The sequence below is a fragment of the Arthrobacter sp. MAHUQ-56 genome (assembly GCF_019710585.1).
Lineage (GTDB): Bacteria > Actinomycetota > Actinomycetes > Actinomycetales > Micrococcaceae > Arthrobacter.
The window spans coordinates 400,143-423,898 of record NZ_JAIFZQ010000016.1 but is presented as its reverse complement, the minus strand read 5'-3'; the positions used below and the strand labels follow the sequence as shown (position 1 = coordinate 423,898).

The window sequence follows — 23,756 nt, the reverse complement described above, 5'->3', positions numbered from 1 at the left end:
GTCCTGCTTTTCCTGAAAAAGGAAAAGCAGGACCTTTTGCTTTGCCCGGCGACGGTCATGCGGGTAGCGCGGCCGCGCGGCATGATTGCGGGACAGGACGGCATCCACGAGGATGAACGCAGTCCCCCGTGCTGCAAAGAAGGAGTCGAAGCGATGACCAAATATTTGATTTCGTTCCCGAGCGCCGCCATGGCTGTCACGAGCGAGGAATTGCCAGCCGTTTCGGATGCTGCGCATGCTGTGGTCCAGGAGGCCAAGGACGCCGGCGTCTGGGTGTTCGGCGGAGGTATTGATGAGAGCATCCCGCCAGTCATGGTCGAGGGTGATGGGACTGTAAGCGAGGGCACCTACCCGCAGACGGCGCAGCTCGAAGGCGGATATTCGGTACTGGAGCTGCCTTCCTACGACGCAGCCCTGGAATGGGCCGCAAAGATTGCCACCGCGTGCCGTTGCGCCCAGGAGGTGCGCGCTTTCCAGTTCGACCCAGCCAGCTAGATCCTGCCAAAAGCCCCTACTTGCCGGAATCCGGCGCGACCATGCTTGAGGAGAGGGCTTTCTACTGGCTCCCGGCGCAGTGAATGCGACCGTCGGGCAGGGCAGGAGGATTCACAATGACGACGCAGCCACAGCCTGGCGTGCCGCTTGTTCCGGGCGCCGCCCGCAGCGGATTTGCAGCGTTCATCAGGCGCCACCCGATGCCTGCCTATTATGCGCTGGCCTTCCTCATTTCCTGGGGTATGGTGGCGGCCATCATGGGAGCCGGACCGGTGTCCATGTGGATTGCAGTGACACTGGGCCCGCTGGGTCCGGCTGTCGCGTCCCTCCTGCTCACGAGGTTTCTGTACGGGAGGGCAGGCCTCCGGGACCTTGGCATTCGCCTCCGTCGATGGCGCGCCGGCGCACGCTGGTATGCGGTGGCGCTCCTGACCGGCCCTGTCGTCATGAGTGCAACCGCAGCCGCAGTCTCATACGCATTTCCGGGTTACTACGCGCCGCTCCGCACAACGGGCGAGCTAATATCCATCGTCGCGGCCGGGACCGCGGTCGGACTCATGGTCGGCATCCTCGAAGAATTGGGGTGGACAGGGTTTGCCACCCTGCATCTTCGGCGGCGTTACCGCGCCCTATCCACCGGCTTGCTGATGGGCCTGATGTGGGGAGCCTGGCACTACCCCATGTTCGCCGGGAGCGCTGACCCTTCGGGGGCCATACCTGCGCCTCTCGTTGTCGCCGTGTTCCTCTTTGCGTGGCTCCCCCCGTACAGGGTGCTGATGGTGTGGATATACGACCGGACGGGGAGCCTCCCCGTGGCGATGTTGATGCACGCGGTCCTCTCCACTGGTGCGTTCATCAATTCCTTTATGGCGTCCGGCACCGGGTCCGGGATTGCCGTCGTCGTACCGGCGCTGACCTGGGGTGCCGCGTTCTGGGCGATTGTCGCCGTCGTTTCCTCGGTCAAAGCCAGCCGAATGGGCAAAGCAAGGTTTCCCAAGAACGCATTGGCCGGTGAATGAGGGGATTGGGCATGGGCGAATCGCTCCCCCGGCGGCAGCGTGGAAAGCCGGTTCTGGCGGCAGCACAGCGTTTCGCCGCGATCCACGGCCGCGAGCTTATGGTCGGGAACGTCCACTGGCGGTACCTGCGCCTGGGCGAGGGACCGCCGGTGCTCTGGCTCACCGGCGGCCTGCGCCGGGCAGCTTTGGGCTACGACTTCCTTGAGCGGCTCGGGGCCAACCATAAAGTGCTGGCCCCGGACTATCCTCCCGTAACCCATTTCGCCGAGATCGACGACGGCGTCTCGGCGATCCTGCGCGCGGAAGGGATTGAGCGTTGCGACCTCGTGGGACAGTCCTATGGAGGGCTGCTCGCCCAGGCATTCCTCGCTGCCCATCCGGAGCGGATCCGCCGGCTGGTGCTCTCCAGCAGCGGGCCGGCCGACTACGGCAGGCCCTGGGCTCCGGTCCTGTCCCTGGCCGCCGCCGCGGCCCGGGTGCTGCCGAAACGGCTGCCCGCAGCCCTGCTGCTCGCAGGCCTTAGGGGACTGCTCCCCAGCACATCCGATCCGGACGGCCAGTGGTCCGCAGCTCTTCGCCGCATTGTCCGGCATGAACTGACCCGCGCGGACATGGTGTCCCATTTTGCCGTCGCGTCAGACGTGGCCAGGACGCAGCTGGTACGCCCCGGGAGTTTCCAAAGCTGGACCGGGGACGTCGTCATTCTGCGGGCGGAAAACGACCGCACCCAGGCAACCAATGACATTCCCCGGCTGGAGCGGTTGCTGGGACGGCCGGTGCGGACCATCTCAATGGGCCTCTCCGGGCACACGGCGGCGCTGCTCGAACCAGGCCGCTACGTGCAGTGGCTGGAGCAGGCGCTGGCGTGACCTCCGGGACGGGCAATCCTGTCGCACAGGCGGAACGGCTGAACCATGGCACCCTCGATGCCACTGGGCACCGATCATGATCGGCCCGGGAGGCTCTGGGCCCTTAGACGCTTCCCGGCGCCGGACGAGCTCCCGTGCAAATCCTCGCAGTGCTTGACGCCGGGTGTGGCCACCGGTAGAAAAGTAAGCAACCTTATTATTTACTGGCTGACAAAGGAGGACATTCCATGAGTGAAAAGCCGGGTAACCAGACACCGAACACTCCCGATGTGAGTGAAACCGAACTGCGCAACATGAAAGTGGACGAGCTCCGCCGGGAAGCGAAGGAGGAACACATCTCCGGTGCCTCCGGCATGCGCAAGGAAGAACTGGTGAAGGAGGTGGCCGCTGCCCGGCAGGAGGGCCACGACGGCGGCCGGAACGAGAGTTCCCGCTCTGGCGCAAAGGACCCGGAGGACTTGGGCGCCGGCCCCGACGGCGGCAAGGTCCGCTATGGCGATGAATCGTCCAAGTCGTTGAAGTACTCGCAGGAAATCACCTCCACCGAGGAGGAACCGGAGCGCGAAGGCCGCAGCCTGGCAACCACGCACCACGAAGTGATCCGGCAGTGGGCGGAAGAACGCGGTGGCGTCCCGGCAACGGTCGACGGCACGGAACACGGCGACCATCTGGGCGTCCTGCGCATCGATTTCCGCGACAAGGACGCCAACCTGCGCGAAGTGAGCTGGGAGGAATGGTTCAAGACCTTCGACGACCGCGGCCTCAACTTCATCTACCAGGAACAGCGGACCGACGGGAGCCAGTCCAACTTCTTCCGGCTGGAGAACCCTGACCGCGAAGACGCATAAGGAAACCCAGGCCTGGGTCCTCAGCACCAAGGAGGCGCCACCGCAGCTGCGGTGGCGCCTCCTTCCGTAGAGCTCCTAAAGCCTGGTGTCGAAGGACCCGCAGAACACGTTGTCGTTGAACGTTCCCTGGAACTCCGATTTGCCCTGGATCTTGTCCACGGCAGCCCGAATGGCCTCCCGCGTTCCCGCGTGGGCGTGGATGGCGGTTTTGACCATCGGCACGTCGATCAGGTGGTTCGGCTGGTTCAGGGACACGAACACGGTGGGCACCTCGGTGACGTACCAGGGGATCTCCGCCGCCATCGGTGAGGACCACTTGATCCGGATAGCTGCCTCCTGCGCGAAGCCCTTGACGTTGGCAAAGACGAACGCAGCGTCGTACTTCTCCGCGTAGTCACCGGTGGCTTCCTCTGCCAGGACCCGCAGAAAGTTCATCCCGGCCTCCCCCGCGGCTTCGCGCTGCTCTGCCGTGCGGAACAGGTGCACCTCGAACCCGGCGGCCTCCAGTTCCTCCTTGACCACCTCCAGGTACGCCAGCGGATCGGCGCGGGTGAAGTCGGCCCCGCCTGAAATCCCGTACAACCGGACACGAGGGTGGGTGGACGGGGTAATGGGCAGGTTCCCGGCAGTGTCCTTGACCAGCGTCACCGTCTTATCCGCGATGTCGGCAGCAATCGCCCGGTGCCCAGCGGAGCCGATGATGGAAAGCGCCGAGGCGGGCGGTACCAGCTCATCCCGGGACCGGCGGTGCAGGCCCAGCGATGCCTTGAGCCCGAGGATCCGCCGCAGCGCATCATGCAGCCGCTGCTCGGTGATGATCCCGGACTTGTACCCGTCCAGCATGTACTGGAAGTCCTCGGCAGGGTTGCGGAAGAACAGGAACATGTCACACCCTGCGGCGATCGTGGCAGGCACCAGGTCCCTGCGCTTCATCGCCTGCGTGAGCCCCACCATCTGCGAAGCATCCGTGAGCACCAGCCCGTTGAACCCCAGCTCCCCGCGCAGCAGGTCCTGCAGCAGCTCCGGAGACAACGTCGCGGGCAGGATCTCCGCGTCGGTGAGGCCGGGCCGGAAGTGCCGGGACACCTCCGGCGCGCCGATGTGCCCCACCATGATGGACTGCACGCCGTGCGCGATCATCTCCCGGTACACATGCCCGTACGTCCGGTCCCACTCCTCAAAGGAAAAAGTGTTGTAGGACGTCACCACGTGCTGGTCCCGCTCATCCACGCCATCTCCGGGGAAATGCTTGATGGCGCACACGGTGGCGGACTCGCTGATCCCGTTGAAATACTCCTTCGCCCGCTCCACCACCACCTCCGGCGTATTGCCGAAGGAACGCGTGGAGATGACCGTGTTCCGCCAGTTGTAGTGGATGTCCACGATGGGCGCGAACGCCCAGTTGCAGCCCAGCGCTGCGGTTTCCACCCCGGCCACCTGCCCCATCTGCCGGGCGATGTCCTTGTCCGGGTGCGAGCCGGCCTGCAGGTGCGTACACACGAACGTCCCGTCGTCGCAGCTGCCGGCGCCGCCCATTTCCGGGTTGGACGCAATCAGCAGCGGAATCCGCGACCGGGATTGCACATAGCGGATGTGTTCCTGGACAGCCGCGGACGGCCCGGGGCGGTACCGCATCCCGCCCACGTGGAAGTTCTCCAGCACGCCGTCCAGGTACTCCGGGGAGTAGTCGTTGTTGTGGTTGATGAACAGCTGCCCGATCTTCTCCTCGAGCGTCATGCCACCAATCGTGCCCTCCACCCAGGCGATGGCGTCGCCGTCGAGGTTGAACGGCGGGGCGGCAAGGTCGACGTCGAACTGCCGGGCACGTGTGCGCTGCCCGCCCGGGGCGGCAGCGTCCGGGGCGGCAGTGTCCGAGGTGCGCCGTACGACGGCGGCAATCCCCTCGAGAGCCGCGGCCACGACGTCCGCGACGGGCGCGGCGATGTCCACCACCACCCCGCGCTCATCGTCCTGCAGCGGTTCGAGGGTGGCGAGCTGGGATTCCAGCAGCGCTGGCGGCATGAAGTGCCCGGTCCGTCCTTCGGTGCGGGCCTTCAGGACCTCCTTGCTCCCGTTCAGGTGCAGGAAGATGGTGTCCGGCGCCTGCTCGCGGATGGCATCGCGGTAGGTGCGGCGCAGCGCGGAGCAGGCGAGCACCATCCCGCCGTCCCCGGCGGCAGCCAGTTCACGGCCGACGATCGCCAGCCAGGGCCAGCGGTCTTCGTCCGTCAGAGGCGTGCCGGCAGCCATCTTGGCCACGTTCTCCACCGGGTGGAGCGCGTCGCCGTCGATGAACGGAATCCCGAGTTCGCGGGCCACAAGATCACCGATGGTGGTCTTGCCGCAGCCGGAGACCCCCATGACGATGATGCGGGGCTTCGTCATAGCCTGTTCCTCACCAGTCGTGCCTGTCTCACCAGTCGTGCACCGTGCCGTCGACGAGGCGGTTGTAGGGCAGGTAGGCCTGCTGGTACGGGTAGGCCGCGGCGGCTTCTTCGTTGAATTCGACGCCGATGCCCGGGTTGTTGCCCGGGTGGAGGTAACCGTCGACGAACGTCATGGACTGCTGGAAGACTTCGTTGGTCTTGTCCGAGTGCTGCATGTATTCCTGGATGCCGTAATTGTGGATCGCCAGGCCCACGTGCAGCTGCGCGGCGAAGCCCACCGGGGAGATGTCGGTGGGGCCGTGGAAGCCGGACTTGATCTGGTACTGCGCGGCGAAGTCCATGACCTTCTTCAGCGGGCTGATCCCGCCGAAGTGGGTGGAGGCCGCGCGGACGTAGTCGATCAGCTGCTCCTTGATCAGGGTCTGGTAGTCCCACACGGTGTTGAAGATTTCACCGATGGCCAGCGGCGTGGTGGTGTGCTGGCGGACCAGGCGCAGGCCCTCCTGGTTCTCCGCCGGAGTGCAGTCCTCGAGCCAGAACAGGTCATACGGTTCCAGGGCCTTGCCGAGCTTGGCGGCCTGGATGGGCGTCATCCGGTGGTGCCCGTCGTGCAGCAGCGGGATCTCCGGGCCGAACTCGTTCCGGACGGCCTCGAACACGCTTGGCAGGTGCCGCAGGTAAGCGCGGGTATCCCAGTCCTCTTCCACCGGGAACGCACCACGCCCGGCAGGCTCGTAGTCATACCGTTCCCCCGACGCCTGGGCCTGCGCCGCCACGCCGTACAGGGCCTTGATCCCCGGTACGGCGGTCTGGATCCGGATGGACTTGTACCCGAGCTCCAGGTGCTCGCGCACGGAATCGAACAGGGACGGGATGTCCGCGCCGGAGGCGTGCCCGTAGGCCCGCAGCCCGTTGCGCGATGCACCGCCGAGGAGCTGGTACACCGGCATCCCCGCCAGCTTGCCCTTGATGTCCCACAAGGCCATGTCCACCGCGGCGATCGCCGCCATGGTCACCGGCCCACGCCGCCAGTACGCGCTCCGGTACAGGAACTGCCACGTATCCTCGATCCGGTGCGGGTCCTTGCCGATCAGCAGCTGCGCCACATGCTCCTTCAGGTAGGCGGCAACGGCGAGCTCACGGCCGTTCAGGGTGGCGTCACCGATACCTGTCACACCATCCTCGGTGGTGATCCGCAGCGTGACGAAGTTCCGCGACGGGCTGGTCACAAACACATCGGCGGCAATGATTTTCATGGGAGAAACTGTTCCTTCCGGACGTAAAAGCGGGGTCTAAGGATGTGTCGTTGTGGCGGAAACCGCCGTGGGCGCTGCGAAGGAGCCGCAGAGCGCCCCGACCATGGAAACGATCTCGGCGTCGTCTGCGAGGGCGGCGCTGACAAGGCGGAGCAGGGCTTCCGCCCTGTCGTTGCCCTCGAGCGCGTTGGCGGCGTGGATCCCGGCGGCGAGGGGGTCCTGGAAGTCGCTGGTGGCACCGACGTAGTCGATCCATGCGGCGATCATCAGTGCGCTGCCCGAGCCGCTGCGGCCGGCGGCCCGTTCCGCAGTCAGGGCCGGTACTGCGCGCATCCGCAGCTTGGTGGTTGCGTCCGCCGCGATCTGGGCCAGGCGGTGGGCGATCCGGGCGTTGCCGAAGCGCTCCAGCAGTGCCTGCCGGTATGCAGGGATGTCCAGCCCCTCCGCCTGCAGGTGCCGGGCGGCTTCGTCCCAGAAATCCTCCACGGCTTTGCGGCAGGCCGGATCGGCCAGGGCGTCGGCAACGGTCGCGTGGCCACGGAGCTGGCCGGCGTAGGCGAGCATCGAGTGGGCGCCGTTGAGCAGCCACAGCTTGCGGTTCTCGTAGGGTTCAATATCGTCAACGACGACGGCGCCAGCTTCCTCCCAGCGCGGCCTCCCGGCAGGGAAACCGCCGCTCAGCACCCAGTTCCGGAACGGTTCGGCCACTACGGGCGAGTTGTCGCTGTAGCCGCACTGTTCGGCGACTTCGGCGATGTCCGACTCCGTGGTCCGCGGCGTGATCCTGTCCACCGAGGTGCTGACGAAACTGACGTTCGCTGTAATCCACTCCGCCAGGTCCTGTCCCCAGGCCGACGCCAGGCCCAGGACGGCGCGGCGCGCCACCTCGCCGTTGGCTGAAAGGTTGTCACAGCTGACGACGGCGATCGGTCCCGCGCCGCTGTCCCGGCGCCGGGCGAGGGCCAGCACCAGCCGCCCCAAAGGCGTGCCGGGCACCCCGGCCTCCCCGGCTGCAGCCGCCGCAAGCGTCCGCAGGTCTTCCACCACACCCGGCGCCCCGGCGTCGAACGTTCCATCCGCGGCCAGCCCGTAGGCCGCCTCGGTGATGGTCAACGTAACGATTGCCGTCTGCCCGGCGGCGAGAAGCTCGCACAGCCGGCCAACGTCGGCGCCGTCCACTGCTTCCACGATGCTGCCGATGACTTCGAAGCTGTCCCCGCCGGCCGACCGCTCAATGAGTGTGTAGAGGCAGTCCTGGCGGGACAGCGCCTCCGCAGCATCCGGGCGGCGGCCGGTAAATGCTGCGATCCCCCATTCCGCCGCGTCCGGAGCCTGCTGCGTATACCAGGCCTGGTGGGAGCGGTGAAAAGCTCCCAGCCCAAGGTGCACGATGCGCACCGGGGGCTTCGGCAGTGGCTTCAGCTTCCGGTCCAGGGCCGGAACCGGGTGCTTTGCAGGCGGCACGGCGTTCACAGCTTGAACACCCGCCGCGGAGAGGCGTCGATGATGTCCACGATCAGTTCGTGGGCACGCTCCTCGGTAATCCGGTGCTCGGCCACCAGCCGTGCCAGGAAGGAAGCCTCGATCCGCCGGGCGGTATCGTGGCGGGCCGGGATGGAGCAGAACGCCCGGGTGTCATCGATGAAGCCCGAGGACCGGGAGAATCCTGCCGTCTCCGTGACCGCCGAACGGAAGCGGAGCATGGCATCCGGCGCGTCCAGGAACCACCACGGTGCACCGAGGTACACCGAGGGGTAGAAGCCTGCCAGCGGGGCGAGCTCCCGGGAGAACACCGTCTCGTCAAGCGTGAACAGGACCAGGTGGAAGTCCTTGGCCGTTCCGAAGTCCTGCAGCAGCGGGCGGACGGCCTCGGTGTAGTTGACCGCCACCGGAATGTCATGGCCGGTGTCGGCGCCGAAAGCCTCGAAGGTGGGCGAATGGTGGTTGCGGAACGAGCCCGGGTGGATGGTCATGACCAATCCGTCCTCCACCGACATCCGGGCCATCTGGTAGATCATGTGCGCCTCGAAGGCGTCCCGGTCGGCGGCACTTGCCTGGCCCGTCCTGCCGCGCTCGAAAAGGCGCTCCGCCTCGGCGTCGTCCAGCTTCAGCGTGGCGGGCGTGAAGACGCCGTGGTCCGCGGAGACAGCGCCGCGCTCCACAAAGTGGCGCCGGCGCGCCTCAAGGGCCCGGATGTAGCCTGCGTAGCCGGACGCTCCGTCCCCGGCGGAACCGATGAGGCGCTCCACGTTGTCCTGCCACGCCGGATGCGCCATGTTCAGGTACTGGTCCGGCCTGAAGGTGGGCAGCACGCGGCCGGCAAAGGAGGGGTCCGAGTGCAGGGCGGCGTGGCTGTCCAGGGAATCCAAGGGGTCATCGGTGGTGGCGAGCACCTCGATGTTGAACTCCTTGAACAGTTCCCGCGGCCGGAAACCTGGCTCCGACAGCTTGGCCTGCAGGGCATCGTAGAGCCGGTCGGCATTATCGGCAGAGGGCTCCTCCGCCAGGCCGAACACGTGCGCGAACTCCTGCCGGATCCAGTACCCGGATGCCGTTCCTTCGAAATTGGGCCAGGCCTCGCAGAAATGCCGCCACACCTCCCGCGAACCTGCGGGCTGGCTGCCGAGCCCCAGCTGGTCCAGGGGTACCCCGCCGGCGTGGATCAGCCGGGTGACGTAGTGGTCCGGGGTGACCAGCAGCGCGGCCGGGTCAGGAAAGGGCGTGTTCTTTTCGATGACCGCCGCATCCACGTGCCCGTGCGGGGAAATGATGGGGAGCGCCTCTACCTTCTTGAAGAGAGAACGGGCGATCTCCCGGACCCCGGGGTCGGCCGGCAGCAGCCGGTCCGGGTGGTCCGCTATCGGCTTTGCCATGGCTCAACGCCTCCCGGCCGCGACGGAGAGCCCTGCCAGGGCCGCGGTGGAGCGGAGGTAGTCGAGGTTGCCTGCCGTGCGCTCGGCCAGTGGCAGCTCCGTGGAGAAGTCCTCCACGGTCACCCAGCCGTCGTAGCCGAAGGCGGCGAGCGCCTTGAAGTACTGCAGCACGCTGCCTTGGCCCGAGCGAAGCGGGGCCCACTCGTTGCGGTATATGGCGGCGCCGGATTCGTCGGTCTCGCCGCTGTCGACCCACACGGCGTTCTTGACGTGCACGTGCGCCAGGTAGTCGCCGAGGAGCTCGAACGCCGGGAGGTAGTCCTCCTGGCCTTCGATCAGCAGGTTGCCCAGGTCGTGGATGACCCCCACGTGGCGGGGATCCAGCCCGTCCAGCAGGCGAAGCGCGGAGGATGCCGAAGCGGTGATGGTGCGGTGGTGCAGCTCCACGAGGGCCTTCACGCCATGGTGGGCTGCCCGTTCGGCGATCCACTCAAAGTCGCGGCGGGCTCCCTCGAAGAGCTCCGGGTAGGGCGTGCCGCTGGCCGGTTCGTTACCCCAGGCAGCGGTGCCCAGCGGTGGCGTGGTCACGCGGACCTGGCCCGCACCCAGCGCGGCGGTGGCGGCCAGCATCCGGTCCACGTCCGCGTGGTTGTCGCACCGCGCGTACCCGCCGATGCCGGAGAACTCCAGGCCGGCGTCAGCGGTGATGGCGGCGATGCGCTGCAGGTTCTCTTCCATGCCGGTGAGCGGGACCGTGGCCCTGTTGCCGGCCCAGAAGCCCGGCTCGGCGGCGTCGGCCTGATCGGTGATGCGCCATTCGACGCCGTCCCAGCCCTGGGCGGCGAGGTGTTCCACTGCCTCTTCGGGGGTCCATTCGGGGGTTGATGCCGTAAATACTGAAAACTTCATGGCCTCAGGCGCTTTCTGCCGCGGTGCTGCCGGTGCGGACTTCGAGGTCGTTGTACTTGCCGGCCAGGACATCCTCGAAGAGGACGGGCTGGCCGAGGGTGGCTGAGACGTAAACGGACCGCACAGCGGCGAGGGCGTTGACGGCGTCGCTGACGGTGACGCCTGGCTGTTTTCCGCCCGCGACGGCGGCCAGGATGTCCCGGTACTGCCGGACATGGCCCGCGGGGTAAACCGTGGGGTCGGCCGCTTTGTAGTCCTCCTCCGGGTACTTGGCCAGTTCCTGTTCCGCTTGGTTGCCCCCGCCCTGGAGGCCCATGTCCGCGGACGCGCCGCCAGCGTCGCTGCTGTGGAAGTACTGCAGGCGGTCGTTGTCCACCACCGCCGAACCTTCGGATCCCATCAGCTGAACGCGGACGGTCAGCCCCGGGTAGGCGGCGGTGGTGGCGTGCAGGACCGCCAGGCCGCCGTTTTCGAAGGTGACGGTGGCTACGGCCGTGTCCTCCACCTCGATCCGTTCGTGGGCGAGCCGCGCCGTGTGCGCAAAGATTTCCACGGGCCGGCCCATGAACCACAGGAGGAGGTCCACGGTGTGGACGCCCTGGTTCATCAGCGCGCCGCCACCGTCCATGGCCCAGGTGCCGCGCCAGTCGCCGGAGTCGTAGTACCCCTGGCTGCGCCACCAGGCAACGGAGGCGATGGCCGAGGTCAGTTTGCCGAAGCGGCCGTTGGCGATGGCCGTGGAGACGGCGACGCTGGCCTGGTCGAACCGGTGCTGGCTGATGACCGAGGCGACGATGCCCTTGCTGGCTGCCTCCTTGGCGGCGGCTTCGATTTCCTGCGCGCGGCTGAGGTCGACGTCGAGGGGCTTTTCGATCACCACGTGCTTGCCGGCGGCGAGGACCTCCAGGCTCTGCTGGATGTGCAGGCCGCTGGGGGTGGCCAGGGCCACGAGGTGGATGTCCTCGGCAGCGAAGGCGTCCGCCTGGGTGGTGTAAAGGGCTGGCCGCTCGCCGCCCTGCTTCTCGATGAAGTCGGCGAGCGCTTCGGCCGCCTCGGGAATGGCATCCACCAGGGCCACGATGCGGACGTCCGGGAACTCCCGCAGGGCAACGGCGTGCGTACGGCCGATGGTTCCGCATCCGGTGATGGCTACGTTAAGGGTGCTCATGCGGTCTGGACTCCTGCTTCTGCGGTGACTTTTGCGAAGGCGCGTGCTGCGATGCCGAAGGCGGTGGGGCCGGAGAATCCGCCCAGCCCGTGGGCTCCGGCGAGATGCGGTTCAAGGGAAGCGAATCCTTGGTAGCCGTCGTTCTTGAGGGCCTCCACGGTCTTGAGCACGTCTCCGTCGCCTTCACCGGCGGGCTTCACGTGGCCATTGGAAAAGAGGGCGTCCTTGACCTGGAGGTACTCCAGGTGCGGGCGGAGTTTCGCGTAGCCTTCGTCGAAGGGCTTCACGCCCACCTGGACGAAGTTCGCGGCATCCCAGGCCACCTTCAAGGCGGGCGAGTTGACGGTCTCGATGATGTCCAGAACGCGGTCGGGGGTGTCCCCGAAGATGTCCTTCTCGTTCTCATGCAGCAGGATCACGCCGGCTTCCTCGGCAACATCGGCCAGGGCCCGCATGCGTTCCATGACGTCGTCCCGGATGCTTTCCACCTGCACTGATTCCCCGTAATAGAAGGAGAAGATCCGGATGTACTTGGCGCCCAGCACCTTGGCGGCATTGACCGCCCGGCGCAGCCGCTCCACCTCGTGCTCCACGGGGAGGCTGACATCCACCTTCCCGATAGGGGAAGCGATGGCCGAGACCTTCATGCCTTTCTCCGCCAGGAGGGACGCGAGGGCCTGGAGCTGTTCGTCGCTGAGGTCCACGATGTTGGTGCCCCAGGCGCTGCGGACTTCGATGTGGTTGGCGCCGAGGGCCTGCAGCACTGCGATCTGGACTGCGGGGTCGTCGTCGATCTCGTCGCCGAAGCCTGACAGCTGCCAGGTGACCGAGGTGGTCGAAACCATGGTTATTTAACTCCTCCGGCGGTCAGCCCGCCTACTAGGTAACGCTGGAAAATCAGGTAAAGAATGACCACGGGAGCGGCGCACACCAGCGCCGCCGCCATCATCTGGCCGTAGTACGGGATCGCGCCGCCTTCCTGCGAAGCGCCGAAGATTTGGAGGGCGACGGCGGCGGTCTGGCTTTCGGGGCGCGTCATCACCGAGGCGAACAGCACGTCGTTCCAGCCGAGCAGGAACGCGAAGATGCCGGAGACAACGATCCCGGGCCAGCTCAGCGGCAGGATGATGCGGAAGAGCACTCCCAGGTTGGACGCGCCGTCGATCCTTGCTGCCTCTTCGAGTTCCTTGGGAAGCCCGCGGAGGTAGGTGACCATCACCCAGGTGGAGAACGGCATGGCGAAGGTCAGGTAGGTGACGAACAAGCCCCATTGGGTTCCGATGACCTGGATGCCGAGGTACGTCGCCGCCGAGGAGAACAGGACGAACACGGGCAGCACCATCAGGGTGCCCGGAACGGACTGCAGTGCCAGGAGGCCCCGCAGGATGGTCAGCCTGCCGCGGAAGGTGTAGCGGACCAGCACGAAGGCGGTGGAGACTGACATCGCGGCGGAGACCACAGCGGTTGCGCCCGCCACCAGCACGCTGTTGGTCAGGCCGGTGGCCAGGCCAACGCTGGTCCAGATCTTCGAGTAGTTCTCGAACGTGACCGTGGACGGCCAGAACTCGCCGTTGGCTACGCCGATGTCCGAGTTCAGGGAGGCCAGGAAGATGTACAGCAACGGAATCAGGACCATGGCGCCCAGGAACAACAGGACGAAGATCAGCAGCGGGTTCGGGAGCAGCCGCAGCACCTCGTGCTGGCGGTGTGAACCCGGACGCGGAATGTCTGTCGTGGGCGCACGGTGCCGTGTGGCTGTCGTGGTGCTCATTTCTTGGCTCCTGGTGTTTCGGCGTCGTCAAGCTTCACGGCGCGGAGGTAGACGAACAGCGGGATGGCGATGAGCACCAGGGAGATGAAGGCCATCGCCGCGCTCAGCCCGAAGCGGAAGCTCTGGAAGCTGGTCACGTAGGTCAGGATGGGCAGGACTTCGACGTCGGCCGGGGCCGGGACGCCGAACAGCACGAACGGCAGGGTGAAGTTGTTGATGTGGTGCAGCATGCCGATCAGGAAGGCCAGCGCCAGTGGGCCCTTCAGGTAGGGGAAGATCACGTACCGCAGCTTGTTCCACCACAGCGCCCCATCCAGTGCCGAGGCTTCGTGCACTTCGTGGTCAACGGACTGGAGCCCGGAGAGTGCCAGGAGGTAGATGAACGGCCAGGAGGCCCAGATCTGGACCAGGACCAGCGTCCAGAAGGTCTGGGGGCCGTTAAGCCACAGCCCAACGTGGATCCCCACGGTGGCAAGGGCCTCGTCCACGATCCCGCCGGGCTGGAGCATGGTCCGCCAGACGGTTGCCACCACGAAGGACGGGAGGACATACGGGATGAGGAAGACCGAGCGGATCAATGCCCGGCCCTTGAAGGCGTTCTGGGTGGCCACCGCGGCGGCGATGCCCAGGGGCAACGTCACCACCATGGCGAGCAGCGAATAGCTGACGCTCAGCCAGACGGCGTGCAGCAGTGGGGAATCGGTTACCGCTTCGACGAAGTTTTCCACGCCGATGAACGGCGAGCTGATCCACTTCCGGAGGGTGTACTGGTCCAGGTTGAGGGCGGACATGTAGATGCCCAGCAGGAGCGGGACCACGATGATGATGATCATCAGGGCCCCGCCGGGGATGAGCATCCAGAGCGGGCGGTTGCGTTCGCTCAGGCCCTTGCGGCGGAGTCCGCCCTTGTGGCCCGGCTGCTGCCCGGCGTCGTCGTTCCGGGGCGCCCGGCCTGCGGCGGTATCCGCCGCAGGCCGGACTTCATGTGAGGCGTCGGTTGACATCGGAACTTATCCCTTGGAGGCCCGGTCCAGGGAAGCCTGGCCCTTGTTCTGGGCGTCCTTGATCCTTGATTCGAGGGCGGACTCGTCCACCTTTCCGGCCGCCAGGTCCGGGACGGACTGGACGGTGACGTTGAGGAGGGCAAGCTGGATGTCGCCCCAGGCACCGGTGAAGGGCGTGGCCTTGGACTTGGCGGCGGCGTCAGCCATTGGCTTGAGCTTGGGGTCCGTCAGGCTGGCGAGGGCTTCGGCGTTGGCCGGAAGGTCACCGAAGGTCTTCTGGTAGTTCAGCTGCTCTTCCTTGGAGGTGATCAGCTTGATGTAGGCGAAGGCCAGGTCCTTCTGCTTGGAGTAGTCCGCGACCACCAGGTTGTCGCCCGAGAGGATGCTGGCTGCCTCGGAGTCGGACTTGGACTGCGTCTCACCGGGGGCGATGGTGGGCATCAGGGTGTACTCGTATTTGCCGGCAATGGCCGACTTATCGAGCGTGGGGATAGAGGTGGCAGTGGTCATCATCAGGTAGCCGGCCTTGCCGCTGGCGAAGGCGGCCACGGCGTTGCTGTTGCTCCAGCCGACAGAGGCGGGGTCAACGACTTTGTCCTCGGTCAGCCACCCGAAGTAGGTCTGGTACGCCTTCTTCACGGCGGGATCGTCCATCTTCAGCTTGTTTCCGTCGACCAGCGGGTTGCCGGCCTGCACGGACATGGCCCAGATGAACTTCCAGGGATCGTAGTTGTCCTTGTAGCCGGTGGCGATGCCGTAGGTGTCGCCGTTGGTCATCTTCTTGGCCTGCGCCGCCAGTTCGTCCCAGCTGGTGGCAGGCTTGTCGATGCCGGCAGCGGCCAGGATGTCCTTGTTGTAGGCCATCACGAATGGGCGGCTGACGAAGGGGATGCCTGCCTGGTGGTCCTTGTCCGGGCCGGAAATGCCGAGCGCGGCCTGGTTGAAGCGGTCCTTGCCGCCCACTTTCTTCCAGTCGTCCTCGGAGAGGGTGACGAAGGCCTTGGTGGCATAGGCCGTGGGAGTGAAGGTAGTGCCCAGCCCGTAGATATCCGGGCCCTGGCCTGACACTACAGAAGTCTGGATGCGGGTGAGCTCATCGTTGGCCGAAGCGAAGGTTTCAAACTTGACGTCCGCCCCGGTCTCGGCCTTGAACTTCGCGGCGATGTCGCTCTGCCACTGCTTCTGCTGCTCGGGATACTGCGGCAGGACACCCACCAGGACGTTGAGCGTCTTGCCTGTGCCGTCCACTTTCCCATCGGCGTTGGTTGAACCTCCGCCGCCGGTTCCGGAGCCTCCGGATCCACAACCGGTCAAGGCGAGCGCTGCAGCCGTGACGATCGCCGCAAGCCCAGTAGTCGATTTAAACCTCATTGTTTTTCTCCTCTAGGACACCCACATGGCCACATCCGTCCTGTGGCGGAAATCACTGCAGGCGACTCGAATGCCAGTCTAGGAAGCTGGCAAGCGTGTGGCAAGCGGTTGCCAAAAGTTGCCATAAATGCTCATATTGATGCATCAGGTATCCGTGGCGGGCAGCCCCGGACACCCCATTTGGCCGGCCCAGCCGGTCCGCGAGGAAAGGTCCGCAGCGATGGCAGACCCAGCAACCAAGGCGTCAACCGCGGCCGGGAGTGGCGCGGGCGCCCAGCGGGAGCGCCACCCAACCATCCGGGACGTCGCGGAACTGGCAGGAGTGGCAACGTCCACGGTGTCACGGGCACTTTCGCGCCCGGAGCGGGTCAACCCACGCACAAGGGCCCGGATCGAAGAGGCGGCAGCGGAACTGAACTACGTACCGAGCTCCCAGGCACAGGGACTGAGCTCGGGACGGACCAATGCCGTGGCGGTCCTGGTTCCCGACATCACCAACCCGTTCTACTTCGATATCATCCGCGGCACCCAGCACCAGCTCAAAGCCGCAGGCGTCACCCAGCTCCTGGTGGACACCGAGGAGTCAAGCGAGATGGAGCTGGATGCGCTGCACAAAATGCGCAAGTCCGCCGACGGGTTCATCCTTGCCGCCTCGCGCCTGACGGACGCACAGTTGGCGGAGGTTTCGCAGTCACAGCCCCTGGTGACGTTCAACCGGGCGTCCACCAGCGCCCCCACGGTCATGATCGATACGCCGTCCGCCATCATCCAGGCCCTGGAGCATCTTGCCTCGCTGGGACATCACAAGGTCTGCTACGTCGCCGGCCCGCCCACTTCCTGGTCGAACCAGATGCGGTGGAAGGTCTTCGAGGAGGATGCAACCAAGCGCGGCATGGAGGTCCACCGGATCGGCCCCTACGCCCCCAAGACGACCTCGGGAGCCGCCGCCGCGGACGCCGCGGTCCGGACCGGCGCCACAGGCTGCATTGTCTTCAACGACCTGCTGGCCATCGGCATGCTCCAGCGCCTGAAAGCCCGTGGCATCAGGGTCCCTGAGGACATGAGCATCATCGGATCGGATGACATTTTCGGTGCCGATTTCTGCAATCCCCCGCTGACCACCATCTCCAGCCCGATAGAACAGGCCGGCAGGGTGGCGGTGTCCATGCTGCTGGCCCAGCTCAACCCGCTGTCCGGAAACGCCAGCCGGCAGTTGGCGGTCATGCCCACCCACCTGACCATCCGGGAGTCCACCGGCCCCGCCCCGGCCTAGCCCAATCCACGGCTCCCCACCGGCACCCTGACCTCGCAAGCTCGGCCGGTGCCAAGCCATGCAAAAGGCGGGCGTACGACGGCGGGAGCCACCCGCCGTCGTACGCCCGCCCCTTAAAGCGGTACTTAGGCTTCCACGAGCTTGGCGCCGGCCGGAACTTCGGCGGGAACGCCGGGCTCCTCGCGGCCGTACAGCCAGTCGTTGTACTGGAAGTTGTTGTCGCCGCGGCTCTTGAACAGCATGTTCCGCAGGACGCGGGCCACGCCGTCCACGTGCCAGGACTCGCCCCAGATCCGGGCGGTGCGCTGGACCCGGGCAGTGCGGGCGGCGCGGGTCTCGTTGAACTCCTGGAAGGCGGCTTCCCAGGCGCCGGCGTCGATGCCTTCGGGCGTGAAGACGCGGCTGCGGGTGGCGTCCTGGAGCACGGCGGCGTCCTCCAGCGCCTGGCACGCGCCCTGGGCCAGGTACTGCAGCATCGGGTGGGCGGCGTCGCCGATCAGCGCCATCCGGCCCGCAACCCAGTTTTCGATGGGATCGCGGTCGTACATGGGCCAGCGGATGCCGGTGGCAAGGTTCTTCAGTGCTTCCTGCACGGCCGGGACGCAGCCGGCGTAAGCGGCCTCCAGCTCGTCAACGCCACCGTACTGCTCTTCACCGCGTTCAAAGGACGCGGACTTGAAGACAGCCACGGTATTCAGCAGCTCGCCCTTGCGCAGCGGGTACTGCACCAGGTGGCAGTTCGGTCCGAGGTAGACGATGACGTCCTCGAGGTCGGCGGCCGGCGTCTCCGGCGTAATCGGCACGGTTCCGCGGTAGGCCACGTAGGCCGAGGAGACGGGACCGTCGTTGGCGACGCCGGCACGCAGCGTGGACTTCAGCCCGTCCGCGGCCAGGACGGCATCAGCCTCGAACACCTCGCCCTTGGCGGTGTAGGCGCGGGCCTTCTCCCCCTCGGTTTCCACCTTCTGGACCAGGACGTCGTTCACCAGGGTGACCCCGGCCGCCTGGCAGGCCTCAAGCAGGATCCGGTGCAGGTCGCTGCGGTGGATCACGACGTACGGGGCACCGTAGCGCTCCTCGAACTCGCCGCCGAGGGTCTGGCGGGTCAGTTCCTCCCCGGTGACCGCGTCGCGGAACACCAGGTGCTTGGGCTGGACGCCGATTTCGAGTGCCTTCTCCAGCAGGCCCCAGCGCTTGAGGACGCGGGAGGCGTTGGGTGCCATCTGCAGGCCGGCACCCACCTCACCGAACGCAGGCGCGACCTCGACCAGTGTGACGTCCGCGCCGTTTTCGCGCAGTGCCAGCGCTCCGGCCAGCCCGGCCATGCCGCCGCCCACCACGAGGACATCGGTGGACTCTTTGACGTTAGACATTGGAAACTCCTACTGCTGTCGATTTCTTGATTTTGGTGCCGATGGCTGCGAGCAGGACTGCTGCTGCGGCGGCTGCTCCGGCAAATGCCAGGAAGTTGGAATTGACGCCCAGGCCCGCAGCGAGGAGGAGTCCCCCCGCCTGCGGTGCGGCCACGGCGCCGATCCGGCCCACGCCCAGCGCCCAGCCGAGTGCGGTGCCGCGAAGGTGGGCCGGGTAGTGGCTGGCGACGGCGGCGATGATCAGGCACTGCGTCCCGTGCGTCCCCACGCCGGCGAGCACCAGCATGAGGTAGACGACGGCGACGGGCGGCCCGCTCACCAGGACCACCAGGGCGGTGGCAGCCACCGCCGCTGCCGCGATCGCCGTCGGGATCGGGCCGAACCTGGTGCCCGCCCACGCGGTCAGCACCGAGCCGGCCACGGCGCCAAGGTTGAGTGCAAGGGCAAAGGTCAGGGCGGAGCCCAGGTTGTAGCCGGCCAACTGCATGAGGTTGGGCAGCCAGGTTCCCAGCCCGTACCAGGCGAAGAGGGTCACCAGGGTGGCGATGGCGAACAGGACGCTGGCGCCTGCGAACGGAGCCCGGAGCAGGGAGCCAAAACCTACGGGTTCCCTGGTTCCGGAACCGGGCTGCCCGGATGGCAGTGTTTCGGGAAGGTAGCGAAGGCCCAGCGGGACCACCACCACCAGGGCCAGCACGGCCACCAGGAACATCACGGGCCAGCCGAACGCCGGAATGAGCGGGATGCCAACCAGCGCTGCGATGGAACCGCCGATGGGAACGCCGGACATCATGAGCGTGGCGATGGTGGACCGCCATTTTTCCGGAACCAGTTCGGCCACGAGGGCATTGGCGGACGGCACCAGCCCGCCCAGGCCGATGCCGGCCAGCAGCCTCAGGACGCCGAAGACCGGTGCGTTGGGGGCGAAAGCGCACAGGATGGTGAAGACAGAGAAGACGACGGCGCAGCCGACGATGGTGCGGCGGCGGCCCCAGGTATCGGACATCCTGCCCGCGAAGACCGCCCCGATCATCATGCCGACGAACGCCATCGACCCGATGGTTCCGGCCGTGGCCTTGGTCAGGCCCCAGCCGGTATCGCTGATGAGCGAAGCCTGGACTGTGCCGTAGACAATCAGGTCATAGCCATCGAAAACGACCAGCAGCCAGCACACCAGGACGGCAAGCACGGAATGCCGGGGAAACCCGGAACGGCCCGCGCCCGGAGTGGGGGCGGCCGCACGCTGCGGCGCTGCAGCGGAAGTTGTGTGATTCATGCCACCACTGTGCTGGCACGCTGCCCGTCGCGCCCATAAGATTCTGGCATGCAGAATCTTCCTGCCCGCCGGAAGCCCACCTACTCCATTGAGGCCGTGGACAACGCCCTGCAGCTCCTCCAGCTCCTGCGGGACGTCGGCAGCCTGCGGCTCAAGGACGCCGCGGAGGAACTCGGCGTGGCTCCCTCCACTGCCCACCGGCTGCTGGCCATGCTGGTGTACCGCGGCTTCGCCGTACAGGACGAGACGCGCCGATACGTGCCGGGCCCCGCGATGGGCGCGGGCCCGGCGGGCTTCAGCTGGACCAGGCAGCTGCGGGACCTGGCACGCCCGCACATGGAACTGCTGTGCGCCCGGACCAACGAGACCGTCAACCTCATGATCCGGGTGGGCACCAAGGTCCGGTTCCTGGACACTGTGGAAAGCACGAACATCCTGCGGGTGGGCGACCGGCAGGGCACGCTGCTGCCAGCCCACAAGGCATCCGGCGGCAAGGCCATCCTGGCCGAGCTCGACCCTGCCGTGCTGGAGCAGCTGTTCCGCAGCCCGAACGCGGAGCTGGCAGGCGACTACATCCCGGACGCTGAGTACCCGGCGTTCCTGCGCGAGCTCGAATCGGTGCGCGCCAACGGATTCGCCGCCAACTTCGAAGGCACCGAGGAGGGCATCAGCGCGTTCGGGATGGCGCTGCACAACGGCAAGGGCATGGTGGTGGGGGCGCTGAGCGTGGCCACTCCTGTGGCAAGGTTCCGCAAGCTGTTCGACGCCGGCCTGGTGGGTGTGATGATGGAAACCCGGCGGCAGCTGGAGATCGACATCGCCGCCAATCCCGTGGACCGTGACGGGACAGCAAGCCCGGAGTAAACCTTCAGGGATTTCTGCTCTACAGAATATGCTGGGGATCACACCCCAATCTCCTTAGTGTCGGATGCACGTCGCAGTCAGTCCGCACGCAAGGAGAAGGCCAGTGTCGATCAGCGCTGAAAACCAAACGCACGAATCCGTGGCGCAGGAACACCATGTTCCCGAGCCGACCCCGGAGGAGGCTGCCCAGCTGGAGCAGCTCTACAAGGATTTTGACAAGGGGAACCTGATCCCGTTGTGGACGGAGATCGCGGACCTGATGCCGATGGTCCCGTCACCGAAGGCTGTCCCGCACGTGTGGCGGTGGGATGACCTGTACCCGCTGGCCGCACGCGCCGGTGACCTGGTGCCGGTGGGCCGCGGCGGGGAGCGCCGCGCGATCGCGCTGGCCAACCCGGGCCTGGGCGGCACCCCGTATGCCACCCCCACGCTGTGGGCTGCCATCCAGTACCTGGGCGGCCGGGAAACAGCCCCGGAGCACCGGCACTCCCAGAATGCCTTCCGTTTCGTCGTCGAGGGTGAGGGCGTGTGGACCGTGGTGAACGGTGACCCGGTCCGGATGTCCCGCGGCGACTTCCTGCTCACCCCGGGCTGGAACTTCCACGGCCACCACAACGACACCGATCAGCCGATGACCTGGATCGACGGCCTGGACATCCCGTTCGTGCACTACGCCGACGCCGGGTTCTTCGAGTTCGGCACCGAACGCGTCACCGACGAGGCCACCCCGGACATCTCCCGCTCCGAGCGGCTCTGGGCCCACCCCGGCCTTCGCCCGCTCTCCGGGCTCGATGACACCACCAACTCCCCCATCGCGGCCTACCGCTGGAAATACACCGACGCCGCCCTGCGGGAGCAGCTGCTCCTCGAGGACGAGGGCCACCCCGCCACCGTCTCCCAGGGCCACGCCGCGATCCGGTACACCAACCCCACGACCGGCGGGGACGTCATGCCCACCATCCGTGCCGAGTTCCACCGGCTGCGCGCGGGCGCCGGGACCGAGACGGTCCGCGAGGTCGGCTCCAGCGTCTGGCAGGTCTTCGAGGGCACCGGCACCGTGACCCTGAACGGCGACACCAGGGTCCTGGCCAAGGGCGACCTGTTCGTGGTGCCCTCCTGGGCATCGTGGTCGCTGCAGGCCGAGACTGGTTCACAAACAGAGTTTGATCTTTTCCGTTTCAGCGACGCCCCCATCTTTGAGCGCCTGAACTTCAACCGCACCTACATCGAAGGACGCACCAAGTAATGAAACTCCTCACCCTCCGCCTCCAGAATGGCAGCACCGGCACCGGCACTGGCAATACAGTGGCGGTCCGCCAGGACGGCGGCACCCTCACCGAGATCCCGGGGTTCGCCGACGTCGGGGCCCTGCTGCAGGACCCCTCCTGGGAAACCACCGCGAAGGCAGCCAACGGCGCAACCCACCCGCTCGACGGCGCGGACCTTGCCGCCGTCGTGCCCTCCCCGGGCAAGATCATCTGCGTGGGCCACAACTACCGCAACCACATCAAGGAGATGGGCCGCGAGGTCCCGGCGCACCCCACCCTGTTCGCCAAGTACGCCGAGTCCCTGATCGGACCCAACGACGACCTGGCCCTGCCGCAGGAATCGGACACCGTGGACTGGGAAGCCGAACTCGCCGTCGTCATCGGCAAGGCCGGGCGCCGGATCCCCGAGTCCGAAGCCGCGGACCACATCGCCGGCTACTCGGTCCTCAACGACATCTCCATGCGCGACTACCAGTTCCGCACCATCCAGTGGCTGCAGGGCAAGACCTGGGAGAAGTCCACCCCGTTCGGCCCCGCCCTGGTCACCAAGGACGAATTCACCCCCGGCCCGCTGATGACCTCCGCCGTGGACGGCGACATCCAGCAGTCCACCCCCACCTCGGACCTGGTGTTCACCCCTGAATACCTGGTCTCCTACATCTCCACGATCATCACGCTGAACCCCGGCGACGTGATCGCCACCGGCACCCCCGGCGGCGTGGGCCACGCCCAGGACCCCAAACGCTACCTCCAGGAGGGCCAGGTCCTGGTCACCACCATCGAGGGCCTGGGCCAGCTGGCCAACCGCGTGGTCAAGGAAGCCTGATGGTTGCCCGGCACGACCAGACCACCGACCCCGTCCTGCTCGAGGGGCTGCTGCAGGCCCGGCGCGGCACCGCGTTCTTCGCCCGCAAACTCAACGAGCTGACCGACGCGGACCTGGACGGGGACTCGCTGCTGCCGGGCTGGACCCGCCGCCACGTTGTAGCCCACGTGGGCTACAACGCCCGCGCCGTCGCCCGGCTGGTCGAGTGGGCAGCCACGGGGGTGGAAACACCGATGTACCCCTCGGTCGAAGTCCGCAACCACGAGATCGACTTCGGCGCCACCCTGAGTCCCATCGCGCTGCGGAACCTGTTCGACCACTCCGCCGTGCACCTGAACGTCGAATGGCGCGACCTGCCCGCCGACAACTGGCACCACAAGGTCAAAACAGTCCAGGGCAGGACCGTCCCGGCCGAGGAAACCGTGTGGATGCGCACCCGCGAGGTATGGGTCCACGCCGTGGACCTGGACAACGGGGCCACCTTCAACGACATCCCAGCACCCGTCCTGGCCCGGCTGCTCAAGGACATCACCGGCGCCTGGCACGCCCGCGGCACGGACGCCGGGCTCCTCATCACAGCGGACGGCACCGACATGGAACTAGGGGACACCGCGGCCACATCACCCACCCTGGTGTCCGGCTCCCTGCCCGCCATCACCCAGTGGGCCACCGGCCGGGGGACGGAAGGCGTGGCGGCAACGCACGACGGCGGGCCGCTGGACCTGGTGCCTATGGCACCTGCGTGGATCTAGCGTGAAGGCGGGCCAGGATCTGGATCAGTCGGATCCTGGCCCGCCTCAGGCCGGGGACCAAAAAACCTCTCTAAAGGTTGGACGCCGATCCATATTTCGGGGACTTTGCGCTGGATACCATGAGGTGACCGGACAGAGCCGTCCGGCGGGATCG

General features: G+C 66.7%; 21 protein-coding genes. 9 read left to right on the top strand and 12 right to left on the bottom strand.

Features of this window, described 5'->3' with window-relative positions:
- Positions 1 to 153 precede the first annotated feature (153 nt).
- The 4 genes from K4G53_RS09930 to K4G53_RS09915 all read left to right on the top strand — a co-directional run bounded on the left by K4G53_RS09930 (position 154) and on the right by K4G53_RS09915 (position 3,231).
- The gene (locus tag K4G53_RS09930; RefSeq protein WP_221385525.1) at positions 154 to 495 is read left to right on the top strand and encodes a YciI family protein; all 342 of its coding nucleotides are present in this window, start codon (positions 154 to 156) and stop codon (positions 493 to 495) included.
- Positions 496 to 611: 116 nt separating this feature from the next.
- Entirely contained in the window at positions 612 to 1,514 is a 903-nt protein-coding gene (locus tag K4G53_RS09925) for a CPBP family intramembrane glutamic endopeptidase (RefSeq protein WP_221385524.1), read from the top strand.
- Positions 1,515 to 1,525: 11 nt separating this feature from the next.
- Positions 1,526 to 2,383: an alpha/beta hydrolase gene (locus K4G53_RS09920; RefSeq protein WP_221385523.1), complete on the top strand. Its 858-nt coding sequence runs from the start codon at positions 1,526 to 1,528 to the stop codon at positions 2,381 to 2,383.
- A gap of 227 nt (positions 2,384 to 2,610) precedes the next feature.
- Entirely contained in the window at positions 2,611 to 3,231 is a 621-nt protein-coding gene (locus K4G53_RS09915; RefSeq protein WP_221385522.1) for a Rho termination factor N-terminal domain-containing protein, read from the top strand.
- Positions 3,232 to 3,306: 75 nt separating this feature from the next.
- Here the strand turns inward: K4G53_RS09915 and K4G53_RS09910 are convergent, their stop codons facing one another.
- Genes K4G53_RS09910 through K4G53_RS09865 form a run of 10 tightly spaced genes read right to left on the bottom strand, consistent with a single transcriptional unit; the run spans position 3,307 to position 15,970 of the window.
- Positions 3,307 to 5,616: a gluconokinase, GntK/IdnK-type gene (locus K4G53_RS09910; protein WP_221385521.1), complete on the bottom strand. Its 2,310-nt coding sequence runs from the start codon at positions 5,614 to 5,616 to the stop codon at positions 3,307 to 3,309.
- Between the two features lie 28 nt (positions 5,617 to 5,644).
- Positions 5,645 to 6,874, bottom strand: coding sequence for a D-mannonate dehydratase ManD (gene manD / locus K4G53_RS09905; RefSeq protein ID WP_221385520.1), 1,230 nt, complete (start codon positions 6,872 to 6,874; stop codon positions 5,645 to 5,647).
- 36 nt (positions 6,875 to 6,910) lie between these two features.
- Complete coding sequence (locus K4G53_RS09900; protein ID WP_308287859.1) at positions 6,911 to 8,338, bottom strand: mannitol dehydrogenase family protein; 1,428 nt, start codon at positions 8,336 to 8,338, stop codon at positions 6,911 to 6,913.
- Positions 8,339 to 8,343: 5 nt separating this feature from the next.
- Entirely contained in the window at positions 8,344 to 9,747 is a 1,404-nt protein-coding gene (uxaC, locus tag K4G53_RS09895; RefSeq protein ID WP_221385519.1) for a glucuronate isomerase, read from the bottom strand.
- Between the two features lie 3 nt (positions 9,748 to 9,750).
- Complete coding sequence (locus K4G53_RS09890; protein ID WP_221385518.1) at positions 9,751 to 10,656, bottom strand: sugar phosphate isomerase/epimerase; 906 nt, start codon at positions 10,654 to 10,656, stop codon at positions 9,751 to 9,753.
- A 4-nt stretch (positions 10,657 to 10,660) separates the two neighbouring features.
- The gene (locus K4G53_RS09885) at positions 10,661 to 11,824 is read right to left on the bottom strand and encodes a Gfo/Idh/MocA family protein (protein ID WP_221385517.1); all 1,164 of its coding nucleotides are present in this window, start codon (positions 11,822 to 11,824) and stop codon (positions 10,661 to 10,663) included.
- Positions 11,821 to 12,669: a sugar phosphate isomerase/epimerase gene (locus tag K4G53_RS09880; protein ID WP_221385516.1), complete on the bottom strand. Its 849-nt coding sequence runs from the start codon at positions 12,667 to 12,669 to the stop codon at positions 11,821 to 11,823. Before K4G53_RS09880 ends, K4G53_RS09885 begins: the two co-directional genes overlap by 4 nt.
- Before the next feature lie 2 nt (positions 12,670 to 12,671).
- Positions 12,672 to 13,595: a carbohydrate ABC transporter permease gene (locus K4G53_RS09875; RefSeq protein WP_221385515.1), complete on the bottom strand. Its 924-nt coding sequence runs from the start codon at positions 13,593 to 13,595 to the stop codon at positions 12,672 to 12,674.
- Positions 13,592 to 14,599 (bottom strand): carbohydrate ABC transporter permease, encoded by a 1,008-nt coding sequence (locus K4G53_RS09870; protein ID WP_221385514.1) that lies wholly within the window; start codon positions 14,597 to 14,599, stop codon positions 13,592 to 13,594. The genes K4G53_RS09875 and K4G53_RS09870 overlap by 4 nt, the downstream gene beginning before the upstream one ends.
- A 6-nt stretch (positions 14,600 to 14,605) precedes the next feature.
- Complete coding sequence (locus K4G53_RS09865; protein WP_221385513.1) at positions 14,606 to 15,970, bottom strand: ABC transporter substrate-binding protein; 1,365 nt, start codon at positions 15,968 to 15,970, stop codon at positions 14,606 to 14,608.
- 220 nt (positions 15,971 to 16,190) lie between these two features.
- Between K4G53_RS09865 and K4G53_RS09860 the strand changes: the two genes are divergently transcribed.
- Positions 16,191 to 17,243 carry a LacI family DNA-binding transcriptional regulator gene (locus tag K4G53_RS09860; RefSeq protein WP_221385512.1) on the top strand — a complete coding sequence of 351 codons (1,053 nt, stop codon included), beginning with the start codon at positions 16,191 to 16,193 and terminating at the stop codon, positions 17,241 to 17,243.
- Positions 17,244 to 17,368: 125 nt separating this feature from the next.
- Here K4G53_RS09860 and K4G53_RS09855 read toward each other — a convergent pair whose 3' ends face one another.
- Positions 17,369 to 18,616: an FAD-dependent oxidoreductase gene (locus tag K4G53_RS09855; RefSeq protein WP_221385511.1), complete on the bottom strand. Its 1,248-nt coding sequence runs from the start codon at positions 18,614 to 18,616 to the stop codon at positions 17,369 to 17,371.
- Positions 18,609 to 19,892 carry an aromatic acid/H+ symport family MFS transporter gene (locus tag K4G53_RS09850; protein ID WP_221385510.1) on the bottom strand — a complete coding sequence of 428 codons (1,284 nt, stop codon included), beginning with the start codon at positions 19,890 to 19,892 and terminating at the stop codon, positions 18,609 to 18,611. The genes K4G53_RS09855 and K4G53_RS09850 overlap by 8 nt, the downstream gene beginning before the upstream one ends.
- A 48-nt stretch (positions 19,893 to 19,940) precedes the next feature.
- Here K4G53_RS09850 and K4G53_RS09845 point away from each other — a divergent pair, with 48 nt between their 5' ends.
- The 4 genes from K4G53_RS09845 to K4G53_RS09830 all read left to right on the top strand — a co-directional run bounded on the left by K4G53_RS09845 (position 19,941) and on the right by K4G53_RS09830 (position 23,602).
- A complete protein-coding gene (locus K4G53_RS09845; protein ID WP_221385509.1) occupies positions 19,941 to 20,756 on the top strand; it encodes an IclR family transcriptional regulator in 816 nt (271 codons plus the stop codon).
- 103 nt (positions 20,757 to 20,859) lie between these two features.
- Positions 20,860 to 22,002, top strand: a complete 1,143-nt coding sequence (locus K4G53_RS09840) for a cupin domain-containing protein (protein ID WP_221385508.1) — start codon at positions 20,860 to 20,862, stop codon at positions 22,000 to 22,002.
- On the top strand, positions 22,002 to 22,850 hold the full coding sequence (locus tag K4G53_RS09835) for a fumarylacetoacetate hydrolase family protein (RefSeq protein ID WP_221385507.1): 849 nt from the start codon (positions 22,002 to 22,004) through the stop codon (positions 22,848 to 22,850). Before K4G53_RS09840 ends, K4G53_RS09835 begins: the two co-directional genes overlap by 1 nt.
- A complete protein-coding gene (locus K4G53_RS09830; RefSeq protein ID WP_221385506.1) occupies positions 22,850 to 23,602 on the top strand; it encodes a maleylpyruvate isomerase family mycothiol-dependent enzyme in 753 nt (250 codons plus the stop codon). Before K4G53_RS09835 ends, K4G53_RS09830 begins: the two co-directional genes overlap by 1 nt.
- Positions 23,603 to 23,756: the final 154 nt, after the last annotated feature.